We start from the raw sequence: 14,726 nt of genomic DNA, 5'->3' as shown, positions 1-14,726 counted from the left end.
GGCTCCTCGGTGCTACTTCACCTTCGTCGTCGCCAGCGCCAGGTTGTTGACGAGCTTCGGGTCGGGAGTGGAGAGCGACCCCGCGACGCCGGTCAGCACCTTGGTTCCCTTGCCGGTGAACTTCAGGGTGACCGTGTACGTCGACGACGCGCTCGCCGCCATGCTCGGCACCGTCCTCCACACGACCAGCCGGCCGATCGGGGTGTCGATCTTGGTGTAGCTCCCGCTGGCCGAGACCAGCGAGGCCCCCGGCGGGACGAGGAACGTCGCTCCCACCTTGGACGCGACGCCGGGACCGGCGTTCTTCACGGTCTCGGTGTAGGTGTACGCCTTGCCGGTGGATCCCGACGTAGGACCGGTGATCTTGGTCTGGACGTCCGCCTTGCCGGCGGGCGCCGGGGCGATCGTGCCCGTGCTGAGGTCCACCATCGACGCGAGCGTGGTGGAGGTCGTGCTCGCGGTGAGCGTGGTCGGGGCCACACCGACCACGAGCGAGCCGCCGCTGATGTTCACGCCCAGCTCGATGGCGCCGGTCGAGGCCACGCTCATGTCGACCACGCCGCCGGCACCGGCTCCGACCTGCCCGGCGTCGGCGCTCAGGATGAGCGTGCCAGACACGCTGTCCAGCGCGTAGATGCCGTTGTGGAGCGTCGCGACGTAGGTCCGACTGCCGTCCGGGGAGACCGCGAGGGCGGTGATGCCGGAGATGTCGGTCTGCGTGCGGAGCATGGTGTTGGTCGACAGGTCGAGGACCATGAGGTTGCTGTCGTCGTATCCCGCGGCGTACATCAGGTTGGTTCCCGGGACCACGGCGAAGGTCGCCACGGCGTCCGGGGTCGCGATGGTGGAGGTGACCGCGTTCGTCGCCACGTCGACGACGCTGATGTTGTCGGTGCTGCCGTCGGTGCCGAAGTCCGCGACGTACAGATGCGTCGCCGTGGCCGCGATCGCGTCCGGGTACTGACCGGTCGCGATCGTCGCCGACACGCTGCCGGTGGCCGTGTCGAGCACGAACACCCGGCTGTCGTAGTAGTCCGCGACGTACAGCTTGCTCCCGTCAGGCGACAGCGCCTCGGCGTCCGGCGCGGAGCCGTCCGGCAGGGCCACCGTGTCGACGACGGCCTCCTGGGCCGTGTCGATGACCGCCACGGTGCCGGCGGAGTAGTCGATCGAGTAGGCACGAAGACCGTTCGGCGACACGACGGTCTGGGCGGCGTTCGCGGTCGTGATGCTCGCGGCCACCGTGCCGGTCGCGGTGTCGACCACGCTGACGCCCGAGGCACTGGTCGCGTAGGCGTAGGTGCCGGCGCCGACGGCGTTCGCCGGTGACGGAAGGGCGAGCGCCCCGAGGGCGACGCCGAGAAGGGCCGGGATGCCCAGTACCGCGGAACGCGTCCGCCTCCGGGCGCGCGCGTCTTCTGGTCGGTTCATGCGTGTGTGTCCCCTTGTGTGGTGGCCGGAGGAGCGGTTCCGAGGCCTCCGGCGCTGGTCCTTCGAACGTAGGCGCGGGCCTGGCAGCTGTCTGTTCGCAATCTGACAGAAGAGCGGAGCTCGATGACCGGTCCGGTCGTGAGCGCACTAGCGTGAGAGCGTGCCGAGCCCGGAGTCCATCAGGCCGGGGCTGGCCGCGGATCTCGCCGATGCCTCGGCGATCTACGACGAGCAGGTGCGCACGGGCCACGCGACGTTCGACGTCGAGCCGGCCCCGGCCTCCACGTGGCGCAAGCTCCTCGGTCGCACCGAGCCCGGGGACCACTTCCTGGTGGCCGACGACGACGGGGACGTGGTCGGGTTCGCCTACTCCTCGGCGTACCGGCCGCGGCCCGCCTACCGCTTCACCCGGGAGTCGACCGTCTACCTCGCCGAGCGAGCACGCGGGCGCGGGCTCGGGCGAGTGCTGTACGACGAGCTGCTCGACCGGGTCCGGGCCGACGGGATCCACGTCGTGCTCGCCGTGGTCGCCCTTCCCAACCCGGCGAGCGTGGCGCTGCACGAGGCCTGCGGCTTCGAGCACGCAGGCACCCTGCGCGAGGCCGGGCGCAAGTTCGACCGATGGATCGACACGGCGTTCTACCAGCTCCTCCTCTGACCGACGCCTCCGATACTTCGCGCTGGCGGCGTGGGGGCGAGATGCTCGGACGGGTTCGCGGCGTTGGGGTGCGTGCATCGCCAGGCGGCGTCGCGGAGGGCTACCGGGGTATCGCCAGCGACGCCAAGGCGGCGAGGCGCGCGCGACGCTAGCGTCGGGGCATGCACGAGCGGCAGCACGAGGTCGAGGCTCGGCTCCGGCGCACGCTCGACGAGCGGCTGCGTCCGGCGATCCACCCCACCGTGGCCGCGTTGACCGTCGAGGTGTGGCGTGTCCCGCCGGCCGACGACGGCCTGGTCGGCGATCCGGTCGGGTACGACGTGGCGAGAGCCGCGCCGTACGAGCCGGCCCAGGTCGGGCTGGCCTGGGGGCCGCCGTGGAGCACGACGTGGTTCCGCGTCAGCGGCGAGGTGCCGGCGGGGCTCGACGACGCCGAGGCGGTGCTGGACCTGGGGTTCACCCAGGCCCAGCCGGGCTTCCAGGCCGAGGGCCTGGTCCACGACCCGGAGGGCCGGGTCGTGAAGGGGCTCAACCCGCTCAACGACTGGGTCCCGGTCCCGAACAGCCCGCCCGGGGGGCACGTCGAGTGGTACGTCGAGGCAGCGGCCAACCCGACCGTGCTCACCGGCTTCCGCCCCACGCTGCTGGGCGACCGCGCGACGTCCGGCGACGTTCCCCTCTACCGCCTGGCGCGCGCTGACCTGTGCCGGAGGGAGACCGCGGTGGCCGACCTCGTCGCGGACCTCGAGGTCGCCGACGGCGTACGACGCTCGCTCCCCGACGACCACCGTGCCCGCGAGCTGCTCGACGCCGTCGAGCGGGCTCTCGATGCGCTCGACCTCGCCGACGTGACCGGTACCGCGGCTCGCGCGCGGGCCGAGCTGGCCGGCGTGCTCGGCTCCCGGGCTGCACCCGGCGGCCACGTCGTCTCGGCGGTCGGCCACGCGCACATCGACTCGGCGTGGCTGTGGCCCCTGCGCGAGACGGTTCGCAAGGTGGCGCGCACGGTCGCCAACGTCGTCCAGCTCATGGACTCAGACGACTCGCTGGTCTACGCGATGTCGAGCGCCCAGCAGTGGGCGTGGCTGGAGGCGTCGTACCCCGAGCTGTTCGCCCGGGTGCGGACCTACGTCGACCAGGGCCGCTTCGTGCCGGTCGGTGGCATGTGGGTCGAGTCGGACACCAACCTGGTCGGCGGCGAGGCGATGGCGAGGCAGCTCGTGCTCGGGAAGCGCTGGTTCGCCGAGCACCTCGGCGTCGAGCCGCGCGAGGTGTGGCTGCCCGACTCGTTCGGGTACACCGCGGCGCTGCCGCAGATCGTCGACCTCGCGGGCATGCGGTGGTTCCTGACCCAGAAGATCTCGTGGAACACCACCAACCCCTTCCCCCACCACACTTTCTGGTGGGAGGGCATCGACGGCACGCGCGTCTTCACCCACTTCCCGCCGGTCGACACCTACAACGCCGAGCTCAGCGGCGAGGAGCTCGCGCACTCCGCGGCCAACTTCCGGGACAGGGGCAGCGCGTCGCGCGCGCTGGTCCCGTTCGGGTACGGCGACGGTGGCGGTGGCCCCACCCGCGAGATGCTCGCCCGGGCCCGTCGCACCGCCGACCTCGACGGCTCGCCGCGGGTCCGGATCGAGTCGCCTGCGGACTTCTTCGCCGCGGCCGAGGAGGAGTACGCCGACCGCGCCCCGGTCTGGGCCGGAGAGCTGTACCTGGAGATCCACCGCGGCACCTACACCTCCCAGGCCGCCATGAAGGCCGGCAACCGGCGTTGCGAGCACCTGCTCCGCGAGGCGGAGCTGTGGAGTGCGACCGCGGCGGTTCGGGGGCTCCTGGAGTACCCCTACGAGGCCCTGCGCGCCGCGTGGGAGACGGTGCTTCTGCACCAGTTCCACGACATCCTGCCGGGCTCGTCGATCGCCTGGGTGCACCGCGAGGCGCGCGCCACCTACGACCGGGTGTCCGCCGACCTCGAGGCCGTCATCGGGCGCGCGCTGGACGCCTTGGCCGGCCCGGGCGAGGAGACGGTCGCGTTCAACGCGGCGCCGCTGGCGCGGCTCGGCGTCCCGGCACTGGGCGCGGGCACGGCCGAGGACGAGCGGCTGGTCTCCACGGCGTGGCCGAGCGCGGAGGGCGGGGCCGGGCTCGAGAGCGACTACTTCCGGGTGCGCGTCGACGCGGACGGCGTGATCCGCTCGATCGTGGACCTGCGCCACGACCGCGAGGCGCTGCCGCCGGGTGGTGCCGCCAACCTGCTCGAGCTCCACCCCGACCACCCCAACCGTTGGGACGCCTGGGACCTCGACGAGCACTACCGGCACACGGTCGTGCCCCTGACTGCGGCCGAGGAGGTGCGCGTCGACGGCGACGCGGTCGTCGTACGCCGCAGCTTCGGCGACTCCTCGGTGGCGCAGCGGATCTCGCTGCATCTCGGGCGGATCGAGGTCGACACCGAGGTCGACTGGCACGAGTCGGACAGGGTGCTCAAGCTGGCCGTCGACTGCGACGTGCACGCCGACGAGGCGCGCTACGAGACCCAGTTCGGGCACGTCGTCCGCCCGACCCACGTCAACACCAGCTGGGACGCCGCACGGTTCGAGGTCTGCGCGCACCGGTGGGCGATGGTCGCCGAGCCGGGGTACGGCGTCGCGCTGGCCAACCACACGACGTACGGGCACGACGTCAGCCGGCACCCGCGCAAGGGTGGCGGGACGTACTCACGGATCCGGGCGAGCCTGCTGCGCGCGCCGCGCTTCCCGGACCCGGTGACCGACCAGGGCCGGCACAGGTTCCGGCACGCGATCGTCCCCGGGGCCGACGTGGCCGGCGCCGCCCGGGCGGGCTACGGGCTGAACCTGCCCCTGCGGCGCCGTCCCGGTCGGGCCGTCGAGCCGCTGGTCGCGGTCACCGGCGCTCCGGCGTACGTCGAGGCGGTGAAGCTCGCCGAGGACGGCTCGGACGACGTCGTCGTACGTCTCTACGAGCCGCTGGGTGCTCGGGCGCGGGTGCGGGTCACGCCGTCGTTCCAGACCTCCGGAGCCGACGTCGTGGACCTGCTCGAGCGGCCGCGCGCCGGCCTCGCGGTGTGGGACGGCGAGGAGCTCGAGCTGCGCCCGTTCCAGATCGTCACCCTGCGCTTCCGCCGCTGAGCCTGCCCGGGGCGCTGGGTGAGCGGGGTCCCGAGGGTGCCCCACCCTGCGCTGACCCGTGCGGTCCCCTCGCTCGACGGCGTACTTCCTGGCCTCTGTTGTCACTTCTTGGGGGTTGCAACGGCCAGGAAGTGCCGAATCCCCCGCTTCAGCGGGGGATTTGACGACGGCCGCCCCCAAGGCAAGGGAGCGCGAAGGACTCCCGCGAACTGCCAACGTTTGCGAGGATGGCGGCATGACCGCCTCCCCCGACGGTCCGGCCGGCCCGCCCCTCGAGTCTGCCGGCAGCGAGCGCGCAGCCGCGCTGCTCCGGCATGCCCAACGGGTGGCCGAGGAGCTCGAGGCGCGCGCGCAGGAGGAGGCCGACGCCCACGCCGAGCAGGCCCGCTCACTCCACGAGGACGCCGCCGAGCTGCACGTCGAGGCGACCCGGGCGCGAGACCGGGCCCAGCGCCTGCTCGACGACACCTCGACCGACGCCCAGCAGATCGTCAGCGACGCCGGCCAGCAGGCCCAGCTGCTCATGCACTCGGCCCAGACCCACCACGACCAGATCGTCGCCGAGGCCGAGCGGGCCGCCGCCGCCCACGCCTCAGCGGGTCAGGCGGCCCACGACGAGGCTCGCGCCGCCGCCCGGCAGGCCCTCGACGAGGCTCAGCAGCAGGCCGACGCCGTGCTCGCGAGTGCGCGGGCGCGCGCCGACCAGCACGACTCCGAGACCCGAGACCTGGTCGAGTCGCGCACCGCCGAGGCGGCGGCCGCGGCCGAGCGGCTCGTCGCCGACGCGCACGACGAGGTCGCCAGCCTGCGCGCGCAGGCCGACCACGACGCCAAGGCCATCCGCGACGACGCCGCGGCCGACGCCGACGCGACCCGCGGTGAGGCCGAGCGCACGCTGACCGAGGCCCAGACCCGAGCCGCCGACCGGATCGCCGGGGCCGAGGCCGAGGCACAGCGCCAGCTCGCCGCCGCGGCCGAGCAGACGGTCTGGACGCAGCAGACGGTCCAGTCCCTGCTGGCCGCGGCCGACCTCGAGTCCGACCGCCTCCGCGCGGTCGGCAGCCGCGACGCCGCCGACGTCGTACGCCGGGCCCGCCGGGCACTCGCGGAGGTGTCCGGCCGCGTCCGCGAGCGCCTGGCCGGCGAGGCCGAGACCTCGCGGCTCGAGGCCGAGCAGCGTCGCCGGTCGGGTGCGGACGCCTTGGCCAGTGCGGCCGGCGAAGCCCAGCAGACCCGGGCTGCCGGCGAGCTGGACGCCCGTCGTACCCGCGAGGACGCCGAGGCCGTGCTGGCCGCGGCCGAGGAGCGGGCGTCCCACCGCCTCGCCGAGGCCGAGCGGGGAGCGCGGGCGCTGCGCGAGCAGGTGGCCGACCATGTCCTCCAGCAGCAACGCTCGGCCGACGACGAGCTACGGCGCGCGCGCGACCAAGGCGCGGCGCTGGTGGCCTCGGCCCGGCAGGAAGCCGACGACCTCCGAGCTCAGGCACGGCGTATCGTCGAGGACGCGCGGGCCGAGGTGGCCCTGCTCGTCCGCCAGCGCGACGGCATCACCCAGGAGCTGGGACAGCTCTCGGGGGTCATCCAGGCCCTTGCAGTTCCGACCCCGACCCATCCCCCCACACCACAGGAACCCGACCAGTGAGCGATCTGAGCAACCCCTTCAAGACCGTCATGCGCGGCTACGACCCGGCCGAGGTCGAGCGCCGCCTCGAGGAGCTCGCCGCGGCCAACAGCACCCTGACCCAACAGCGCGACGGACTCGCCGCTCGGGTCCAGGAGCTGCACGACGCGGCGTCCACGTCGTCGGAGCCGCCGTCCTTCGAGCACCTCGGCGACCGCGTGGGGCAGATCCTGTCGCTGGCCGACACCGAGGCCGCCGAGCTGCGGCAGCGCGCCCACGACGACGCCGAGGCACACTCCACCTCGGTCCACCAGACGGCGGCCAAGGCCCGCGACGAGGCCGACCAGTACGCCGCGCGCACGCGCAGCGAGGCGGGCGCCGCGGCCGCGCGGATCGAGGAGGACGCCCGCAAGGCGGCTGACGAGCACCGCGACAGCGCCGAGCGCGACGCCTCGGTCCGGCTCCAGGAGGCGGAGGCCGTCTACGAGGAGCAGCGTGCGCGCGCCGCCAAGGCTGCCGCCGACTTCGAGACGACCCTGGCCGGGCGCCGGCAGGCCGCCGAGGACGAGTTCACCCAGAAGATGGCCGAGACGCAGTCGCGGCTCGACGAGGCCCACCAGCTGGCCGAGCGCACCCGGACCGACGCCGAGCAGGCGCGCGTCGAGGCCGGGCGAGAGGCCGCCCGCCTGGTCGAGGATGCGCGGGCCGAGGCGACGCGGATCGTCAACGACGCCAAGGCGACCGCGGAGCGGGTCCGCGGAGACTCCGACCGTGAGCTCGCCGCCGCGAGCCAGCGCCGCGACAGCATCAACGCCCAGCTTTCCAACGTCCGGCAGATGCTGGCCACCCTGACCGGGACCGCGCAGATGCCGCTGAGCGCCTTCGGGGCCGACGAGGACGACGACGCCGGCCGGGTCCAGACCCCGACCGACGAGCACGCCGCCGACGCCCAGACCGACGATGCCCCCGGCGACGAGGCCCCCAGCCACGAGGCCGCCAGCGACGAGGCCACCGACGGCGAGGGCGCCGAGTCCGACGAGGCTGCCGCCGACCAGGCGGCCGACGAGCACGACGTACCGGACGAGGGCGAGGCGGCCGACCGCGAGGAGTCCCTGGCCGAGAGCCGCGGCTGACCTCTACCGGCTGGCCGCCCAGCGGGGGGCGTGAGCCGCGGGCGGCAGTGTCGACTCCGTGAACCTTGGCGAGCCCGGTTGTCGCCTCCGAGTCGGAGGGGCAGGCTGTAGGCATGTCGATCAAGCCCACGACCGTCGTCCTCTTCGGGGCGACCGGCGACCTCAGCCGTCGCAAGCTGCTGCCCGGCCTCCTCCACCTGTTCCAGACCGGCTTGATGCGCGACATCCTGGTCGTCGGGACCTCCCTGGACGAGCACGACCGCGAGTCGTTCCTGGACTTCGCCCACCAGGCGGTCGAGGAGTTCGGCGGCGACGACCACGACACCGACGGCTGGCCGGAGTTCTCCAAGCTGCTGCACTGGGCTCCCGGCGACGGCGGGGCCGAAGGGCTGCGGCGCAGCATCGAGGAGGCCGAGGGCAGCCGGCTCGGCGAGTTCGACCGCCTGCACTACCTCAGCGTGCCCCCCAAGGCGGCGCTGTCGGTCGTCAAGGAGCTGGCCGAGGCGGGGCTCGTCGAGAACAGCCGGATCGTGATGGAGAAGCCGTTCGGCACCGACCTGGCGAGTGCCCGCAAGCTCAACTCCGAGCTGCACCAGGTCTTCCGCGAGGAGCAGATCTTCCGCATCGACCACTTCCTGGGCAAGGAGGCGGCCCAGAACATCCTCGCCTTCCGCTTCGCCAACGGCCTCTTCGAGCCGATCTGGCACCGCAACCACATCGACCACATCCAGATCGACGTTCCCGAGGAGCTCGGGCTCGACCAGCGGGCGAACTTCTACGAGAGCACCGGCGCCTACCGCGACATGGTGGTCACCCACCTGTTCCAGGTGATGGCGTTCGCGGCTATGGAGCCGCCGACCGCCCTGGAGCCGGACGCCATCGGCGAGGAGAAGAACAAGGTCTTCCGCTCCATGCTGCCGATCGAGCCGAGCGACGTCGTTCGCGGACAGTACGTCGGGTACCGCGACATCGACGGCGTCGCCCCCGACTCCGAGACCGAGACCTTCGTCGCGCTCAAGTGCTACGTCGACAACTGGCGCTGGGCCGGCGTTCCCTTCTACCTGCGCACCGGCAAGCGGATGGGCGAGGGCGCTCGGATCATCTCCATCGCCTTCCGCGAGCCGCCGCGGTCGATGTTCCCCACCGGCTCCGGGGTCGGCGACCACGGACCCGACCACCTGACCTTCGACCTGGCCGACGAGGCCAAGATGTCGCTGTCGTTCTACGGCAAGCGTCCGGGCGCGGGGATGAAGCTGGACAAGCTGTCCATGCAGTTCGCCATGCACGACACCGGCTGGGCCGGCGCGGTGCTCGAGGCCTACGAGCGACTGATCTACGACGCCGCCCGCGGTGACCGCACGCTGTTCACGACCGCGGAGGGCATCGAGCGGCTCTGGGAGATCTCGACGCCGCTGCTGGAGAACCCGCCCGTCGTACGCCCGTACGCGCAGGGGTCGTGGGGTCCCAACCAGATCCACCAGCTGGTCGCGCCGTTCACCTGGCGACTGCCGTTCGAGCGGCAGTGGCGCAGGCCGAACGAGTCGGGCGGCTAGGTCGTGGGCGCGAGCGTGCCGCGACGTGCGTCCCGGTCGTCCGCCCCGGCTCCGCCGGATCGGACGACCCTCACTTGAGCTGCGAGGCGAGCTTGGTCGCCGACGACTGGTCGTAGTCGCCGGTGATCGCGAAGTGCGTGGGATGGAACGAGCTGTCGATCGCGATCGACGTCAGCACCGTGCCGCCGTAGGTGAAGGCCAGCTGCTCGCCGGTCATCGACGGCACCTCGGCGGCGAGCTTCGAGGCGGTGCTCGAGTCGAGCCCCACCTCGACGTACCAGATGTTCTTGTGGCCGATCTGCATGGCGGTGGCCGACTCGACGCTGCCGCTGACGATGGGGTTCTGGAGCGCGTAGACGGTCTTCCCGGCGTCGCACTCCATGAGATAGCCGTCGATGATCTGGGCCGTCATCGGGCAGGCCTGGTTCTGCATGACCTGGACCAGCGCCTGCGGCACCTCGGGCCCGAAGGGAACTCCGGGGGCGTAGCGCGCGAAGACCGGTCGGACCTCGAAGCCGGACGACGCGCCGTGGATGGTCGAGTCGTCCGTCGACCCGCCCGAGCTGGACCCGCCGCCACAGGCTGCCGTCAGCGCCGCGACGAGCGCGAGCGGAGCGAGGGTCGGGATGATGCGCACGGCCCCCATCTAACAGGGTTGGGCCAACGTGGCGAGCCTCACCTGCGCTGGGCACGGAATAAGTCGCCCCACCGTGTTGTCACGCCTGGCATGACTGCATCGCCGCTCCCTGTCCCCGACATCGCCCTCAACGACGGCACGTCGATCCCCCAGCTCGGCTTCGGGGTCTTCCTGGTCGAGCCCGGGCAGACCCAGGAGACCGTCGAGATCGCCCTCGAGACGGGCTACCGGCACCTCGACACCGCCCAGATGTACGGCAACGAGCGCGAGGTCGGGGCCGCGATCGCGGCGAGCGGCATCCCACGCGACGAGCTCTACGTGACCACCAAGCTCAACAACGACAACCACCTCCCCGACGACGCCCGTCGGTCGCTGACCGAGTCGCTGGACAAGCTCGGCCTGGGCCGGGTCGACCTGTTCCTCATCCACTGGCCGCTGCCGACGAGGTACGACGGCGACTTCGCCAGCACCTGGCGGACCATGGTCGAGCTGCGCGAGTCGGGCGGGACGACGTCGGTCGGGGTCTCCAACTTCGAGCCCGAGCACCTGGACCGGATCCTCGACGAGGTCGGCGTGGTCCCGGCGGTCAACCAGATCGAGGTCAACCCCTACTTCACCAACGAGGCGGCCCGGGCGGCCGACGCGCGTCACGGCATCGCCACCGAGGCGTGGTCGCCGATCGCGCGCGGCCGGATCGCCGGCGACGCGACCATCGAAGGCATCGCCCGGCGGGTCGAGCGCACTCCCGCCCAGGTCGTCCTGCGCTGGCACCTCCAGCGCGGCGACATCATCTTCCCCAAGTCGACCCACCGCGAGCGGATCGAGGAGAACGCCGCACTGTTCGACTTCGAGCTCTCCGACGACGACCTGGCCGGCATCGCCGCCCTCGACCGAGGCGCCACCGGCCGCACCGGCCCCAACCCCACCACCTTCACAGGCCGCTGACCCGGCCCCCTGACCCGGCACCCTGACCCGGCACGAGGTGCCGGGTCAGCGGTCGAGGGCCTGGCCCCAGCGGCGGAGAAGGGCAGCGAGCTGGGTGCGGTCGCGCTCGCTGAGCCCGTCGACGAGGCGGCGCTCGTTCGCGACGTGCTCCCCCATCAGCCGGTCGACGAGCTCGAAGCCGGGACCGGTCAGCCGGATCCGTCGCGACCGCGCGTCGTCGGGTGAGACCGTGCGAGTCACCAGGCCCGCCCGCTCCAGGCGGTCGATCCGCTTGGTCACGGCCGAGGAGGTGACCATGGTCGAGGCGCCGAGCTCCCCCGGCGTCAGCTCGTACGGCGTGCCGTTGCGGCGCAGCGTGACCAGGACGTCGAAGTCCCCGTCGCCCAGCCCGGCCTCGGCGAAGAACCGGCGGAGCTCGACGTTCAGCACGTCGCCGAGCCGGTGCAGCCGTCCGATCAGGCCGATCGGCGACGCGTCGAGATCGGGGCGCTCCCGCGCCCACTGCTCGAGAATCCGGTCCACGTGGTCGGGCTCCATGTCTTCACTATATCTTCCCGGGAAGGTATAATAGTTTCCATGGAAACTACCGGTTGGCGCGCAGCCGCCCTCACCGCCTTCGCCCCCGCCGCCTGGGGTACGACGTACCTGGTCACCGAGCGCCTGCTGCCGCCCGACCGGCCGCTGCTGTCGGCCACCCTCCGGGCGCTGCCCACCGGCCTGGTGCTGCTGGCGTTCACCCGACGGCTGCCCCAGCGCGACTGGTGGTGGCGGGCCGCGCTGCTCGGCGTGTGCAACATCGGGATGTTCTTCCCGCTGCTCTTCCTCGCCGCCTACCGCCTGCCCGGCGGGCTCGCCGCCACGCTCCAGGCGACCTCCCCGCTGGCGGTGATGGCCCTGGCGGCCGTGCTGATCGGCGAGCGCGCGGGGCTCGCCCGGATCGCCGCGGCCGGCATCGGGCTCGCTGGCGTCGGCCTCCTGGTGCTCCGCTCACCCGGACACCTGGACACCCTCGGCCTGCTCGCGGCCTTCGGGTCCGTCGTCGTCTCGGCCCTCGGCTTCGTGCTGATCAAGCGCTGGACGCCGCCGGTCGACATGCTGACCCTGGTCTCCTGGCAGCTCGTCGCGGGCGGGATCGCCCTGCTCCCGGTCGCCCTGCTCGTCGAGGGCCCGCCGCCGCACCTCGGGGCGCACGCCGTGGCCGGGTACCTCTGGCTGATGGTCGCCGGCACCGGCGTCGCGTACTGGTGCTGGTTCACCGGGCTGCGCGCGATGCCCGCCGGGGCCGTCTCCCTGATCGGACTGGTCAACCCCGTGGTCGGGACCGCCCTGGGGGTCGCCGTCGCCGGCGAGGCCTTCGGCTGGGTACAGGCCGCCGGCATGCTGCTCGTGCTGGGTGGGGTCGTCGCGGGTCAGCCGGGCACGATCGGCTGGGTACGCCGCCACCTCGCCGCGCGGCGTACCCCGCGCGCCGCGACGTCGACCTGCCCCACCACCTGACCCGCCGTCCCGATAGTACGGATCACCAGGCTTGTCGCAGGTCGCCCAAGACCAGTCTCCTGATCCGTACTATCGGTGGCGGCGCTAGCGAATCTGGACGCGGACCTCGTTGGAGGCGAGCTTGGTGTCGCTGTCGATGACCCGGAGGCGGTTCATCCCCGGCGTGCCGGTCTGGATGTACGTCGAGAAGGTGCCGTTGGTGACCGCGGTGGAGATGGAGTAGAAGTCCTGCCAGGAGCCGTTGCTGAACTTCTGGACGTTGAGGACCTCGCCCTCGCCGCCCGGGTAGGTGCCGCTCAGATCGATGCGGCCCATCGGCGCCACCGACGTCTCGCCCGCCTGGAGCGAGATCTGCTTCTTCGGCTTCTTGATCGTCGGCGCCTTGCCGCCATCGGTGGTCGACGTCGTCGGGCTGGAGCCGAGGGTGATCGACGGGCCGTCGGCGGACTGGGTCTTGCCCGGCCTGGGGACGATCATCGTCGCCCCGTCGTTGGCACCGACCGCGGCCGCGTGACCGCCGCCGAGCCCGAGCACGTGCGCCCCCGCCACGACCGCGACGGACGCGATCAGGCCCACGGCCAGCGCGACTCCGACCAGCGCGGCGAGCCCGGCGAGCACGGGGCGGTTCTCATCAGCCGACACGGTGCCGCCACCTCCTTCGAGGTCGCCATTGTCTCGGACTGCGCGCCCAGACCCAAACGCCGGGGTGCCGGGGGCTTGCGAGCAGGTTCGCTGCCCCGCTCGCCGCGGTGTCCGGGCAGCGCTCCGCGGCCCGTGAACGTCGCCGCTCAGGGGCCGGCGGTCTCCGCCACCGCCACCCGGGCCGCACGCTGCGCCTGGGCGAACTCGTCGGTGCGCTCGTCGTACCGCCAGAAGTCGTGCAGCCAGACGGCGGTGAGCGCCACGCCGGCCACGCAGGAGACGCCGCCGCTGACGATCGAGCCGCGGACGGTCCAGCGGTCGGCCACGACGCCGGCGCGGACCTGGCCGCCGAGCGGGCCGACGGAGTAGCTCAGCATCTCGATGCCGGCCAGGCGTCCCCGCAGCGTGTCGGGGATGGTCTGGGCCCAGATGGTGCCGCGGAAGACAGCGGAGATCATGTCGGCCGCACCGGCCAGGGTGAAGAACAGCACCGCCAGCCAGATGGACGGCGCCCAGCCGGCCAGGGCGATGAAGGCGCCGTAGGTCACCGCGGCCAGCACGATGGCGCGGCCGTGGTGGTGCACGCGGCGGGTCCAGCCCGACGACGCCGTCGCGAGCAGCGCCCCGACGGTCTCGGCGGAGTAGAGCAGCCCGAGCAGGTGCGGGTCGCCGAAGACCTTCTGCGCCAGCGCCGGGAAGAGCACCACCGGCATCGCCAGCAGCATCGCGGCGAGGTCGACGACGTAGGTGCCGAGGAGGTCACGCCGGCTCAGCGCGTACCGCAGGCCCTCGCCGATGCCGGCCAGGCTGGGCGCCTCGGTCTCGCCGACATGGGGGTAGCGGCGCATCGCGGCGTACATCATCGAGGCGGCGAAGAGCCCCACGATGTCGACCAGGAAGCACCAGCCGGGCCCGGCCGAGGCGACGATGAGTCCGCCGATCGTGGGCCCGACCAGCACTCCGGCCTGCATGCCGAAGCTCGAGAGCGCGTTGGCGGCGGTGAGCTCGTCGTGGCGCACCGTGCGCGGCAGCAGCGCCTCGCGCGAGGGCCGCTGAAGGGCCGAGGCGGAGGACAGCAGGCCCGAGACCACGAAGATCTCCCACAGCGCGGGGTGCGACGAGAAGGCGTTGATGCAGAGCCAGGCCGTGAACGCCGCCTGCGCGATGCCGGTCCAGATCAGCAGCAGCCGGCGGTCGACGTGATCGGCCAGGGCGCCGCCGTACAGGCCGAAGACGACCAGGGGCACGAGCTCGACCAGGCCGACCGCGCCGACCGCGAAGTTGGAGTGCGTGAGCTGGTAGATCTGGAACGGGATCGCGACGTAGGTCATCATCCCGCCGAGATAGAAGACCGTCCCGGCGGTCAGGAGCAGGCGGAAGTCCCGGTGCTCTCGGAACGGCCCGAGATCCATCCGGAGCGCACGAAGACGAGCCCCCCATGCCATAACACCTGA

The 14,726-nt window shown here is 72.6% G+C and carries 12 protein-coding genes; 7 read left to right on the top strand and 5 right to left on the bottom strand.

What is annotated here, in order from left to right; all coding sequences use genetic code 11:
• Positions 1-12 precede the first annotated feature (12 nt).
• Positions 13-1,431: a hypothetical protein gene (locus tag VHW64_RS15085; protein WP_329651394.1), complete on the bottom strand. Its 1,419-nt coding sequence runs from the start codon at positions 1,429-1,431 to the stop codon at positions 13-15.
• Between the two features lie 160 nt (positions 1,432-1,591).
• On the opposite strand from VHW64_RS15085, the gene VHW64_RS15080 reads away from it, so the two are divergent.
• The 5 genes from VHW64_RS15080 (at position 1,592) to zwf (ending at position 9,551) form a co-directional block, all read left to right on the top strand.
• On the top strand, positions 1,592-2,089 hold the full coding sequence (locus VHW64_RS15080) for an N-acetyltransferase family protein (RefSeq protein ID WP_329651393.1): 498 nt from the start codon (positions 1,592-1,594) through the stop codon (positions 2,087-2,089).
• A 161-nt stretch (positions 2,090-2,250) separates the two neighbouring features.
• Positions 2,251-5,244: an alpha-mannosidase gene (locus VHW64_RS15075; protein WP_329651392.1), complete on the top strand. Its 2,994-nt coding sequence runs from the start codon at positions 2,251-2,253 to the stop codon at positions 5,242-5,244.
• Positions 5,245-5,479: 235 nt separating this feature from the next.
• The gene (locus VHW64_RS15070) at positions 5,480-6,886 is read left to right on the top strand and encodes a hypothetical protein (protein ID WP_329651391.1); all 1,407 of its coding nucleotides are present in this window, start codon (positions 5,480-5,482) and stop codon (positions 6,884-6,886) included.
• Positions 6,883-7,998: a DivIVA domain-containing protein gene (locus VHW64_RS15065; protein WP_329651390.1), complete on the top strand. Its 1,116-nt coding sequence runs from the start codon at positions 6,883-6,885 to the stop codon at positions 7,996-7,998. The genes VHW64_RS15070 and VHW64_RS15065 overlap by 4 nt, the downstream gene beginning before the upstream one ends.
• A 113-nt stretch (positions 7,999-8,111) precedes the next feature.
• Entirely contained in the window at positions 8,112-9,551 is a 1,440-nt protein-coding gene (zwf, locus tag VHW64_RS15060; RefSeq protein WP_329651389.1) for a glucose-6-phosphate dehydrogenase, read from the top strand.
• 70 nt (positions 9,552-9,621) lie between these two features.
• On the opposite strand, the gene VHW64_RS15055 is transcribed toward zwf, so the two are convergent.
• A complete protein-coding gene (locus VHW64_RS15055; protein ID WP_329651388.1) occupies positions 9,622-10,188 on the bottom strand; it encodes a SecDF P1 head subdomain-containing protein in 567 nt (188 codons plus the stop codon).
• A gap of 90 nt (positions 10,189-10,278) precedes the next feature.
• Between VHW64_RS15055 and VHW64_RS15050 the strand changes: the two genes are divergently transcribed.
• Complete coding sequence (locus tag VHW64_RS15050) at positions 10,279-11,133, top strand: aldo/keto reductase (protein ID WP_329651387.1); 855 nt, start codon at positions 10,279-10,281, stop codon at positions 11,131-11,133.
• 45 nt (positions 11,134-11,178) lie between these two features.
• Here the strand turns inward: VHW64_RS15050 and VHW64_RS15045 are convergent, their stop codons facing one another.
• Positions 11,179-11,670 (bottom strand): MarR family transcriptional regulator, encoded by a 492-nt coding sequence (locus tag VHW64_RS15045; protein ID WP_329651386.1) that lies wholly within the window; start codon positions 11,668-11,670, stop codon positions 11,179-11,181.
• Between the two features lie 39 nt (positions 11,671-11,709).
• On the opposite strand from VHW64_RS15045, the gene VHW64_RS15040 reads away from it, so the two are divergent.
• Positions 11,710-12,630: an EamA family transporter gene (locus tag VHW64_RS15040; RefSeq protein ID WP_329651385.1), complete on the top strand. Its 921-nt coding sequence runs from the start codon at positions 11,710-11,712 to the stop codon at positions 12,628-12,630.
• Between the two features lie 84 nt (positions 12,631-12,714).
• On the opposite strand, the gene VHW64_RS15035 is transcribed toward VHW64_RS15040, so the two are convergent.
• Positions 12,715-13,272, bottom strand: coding sequence for a hypothetical protein (locus VHW64_RS15035; RefSeq protein WP_329651384.1), 558 nt, complete (start codon positions 13,270-13,272; stop codon positions 12,715-12,717).
• Between the two features lie 146 nt (positions 13,273-13,418).
• Entirely contained in the window at positions 13,419-14,717 is a 1,299-nt protein-coding gene (locus tag VHW64_RS15030) for an MFS transporter (RefSeq protein ID WP_329651383.1), read from the bottom strand.
• Between the last annotated feature and the right edge of the window lie 9 nt (positions 14,718-14,726).

This window comes from Nocardioides sp. (genome assembly GCF_036267815.1).
GTDB lineage: Bacteria > Actinomycetota > Actinomycetes > Propionibacteriales > Nocardioidaceae > Nocardioides.
Note: the sequence above shows the minus strand (reverse complement) of the source record. Positions and strands in the feature narration are given on the sequence as shown.

What these genes read in the sequence shown, in the direction of transcription:
- VHW64_RS15075 (WP_329651392.1), top strand. Translation starts at nt 2,251, where the DNA reads ATGCACGAGCGGCAGCACGAGGTCGAGGCTCGGCTCCGGCGCACGCTC.
- VHW64_RS15030 (WP_329651383.1), bottom strand. Translation starts at nt 14,717, where the DNA reads ATGGCATGGGGGGCTCGTCTTCGTGCGCTCCGGATGGATCTCGGGCCG.
- VHW64_RS15040 (WP_329651385.1), top strand. Translation starts at nt 11,710, where the DNA reads ATGGAAACTACCGGTTGGCGCGCAGCCGCCCTCACCGCCTTCGCCCCC.
- VHW64_RS15070 (WP_329651391.1), top strand. Translation starts at nt 5,480, where the DNA reads ATGACCGCCTCCCCCGACGGTCCGGCCGGCCCGCCCCTCGAGTCTGCC.
- VHW64_RS15045 (WP_329651386.1), bottom strand. Translation starts at nt 11,670, where the DNA reads ATGGAGCCCGACCACGTGGACCGGATTCTCGAGCAGTGGGCGCGGGAG.
- VHW64_RS15085 (WP_329651394.1), bottom strand. Translation starts at nt 1,431, where the DNA reads ATGAACCGACCAGAAGACGCGCGCGCCCGGAGGCGGACGCGTTCCGCG.
- zwf (WP_329651389.1), top strand. Translation starts at nt 8,112, where the DNA reads ATGTCGATCAAGCCCACGACCGTCGTCCTCTTCGGGGCGACCGGCGAC.
- VHW64_RS15050 (WP_329651387.1), top strand. Translation starts at nt 10,279, where the DNA reads ATGACTGCATCGCCGCTCCCTGTCCCCGACATCGCCCTCAACGACGGC.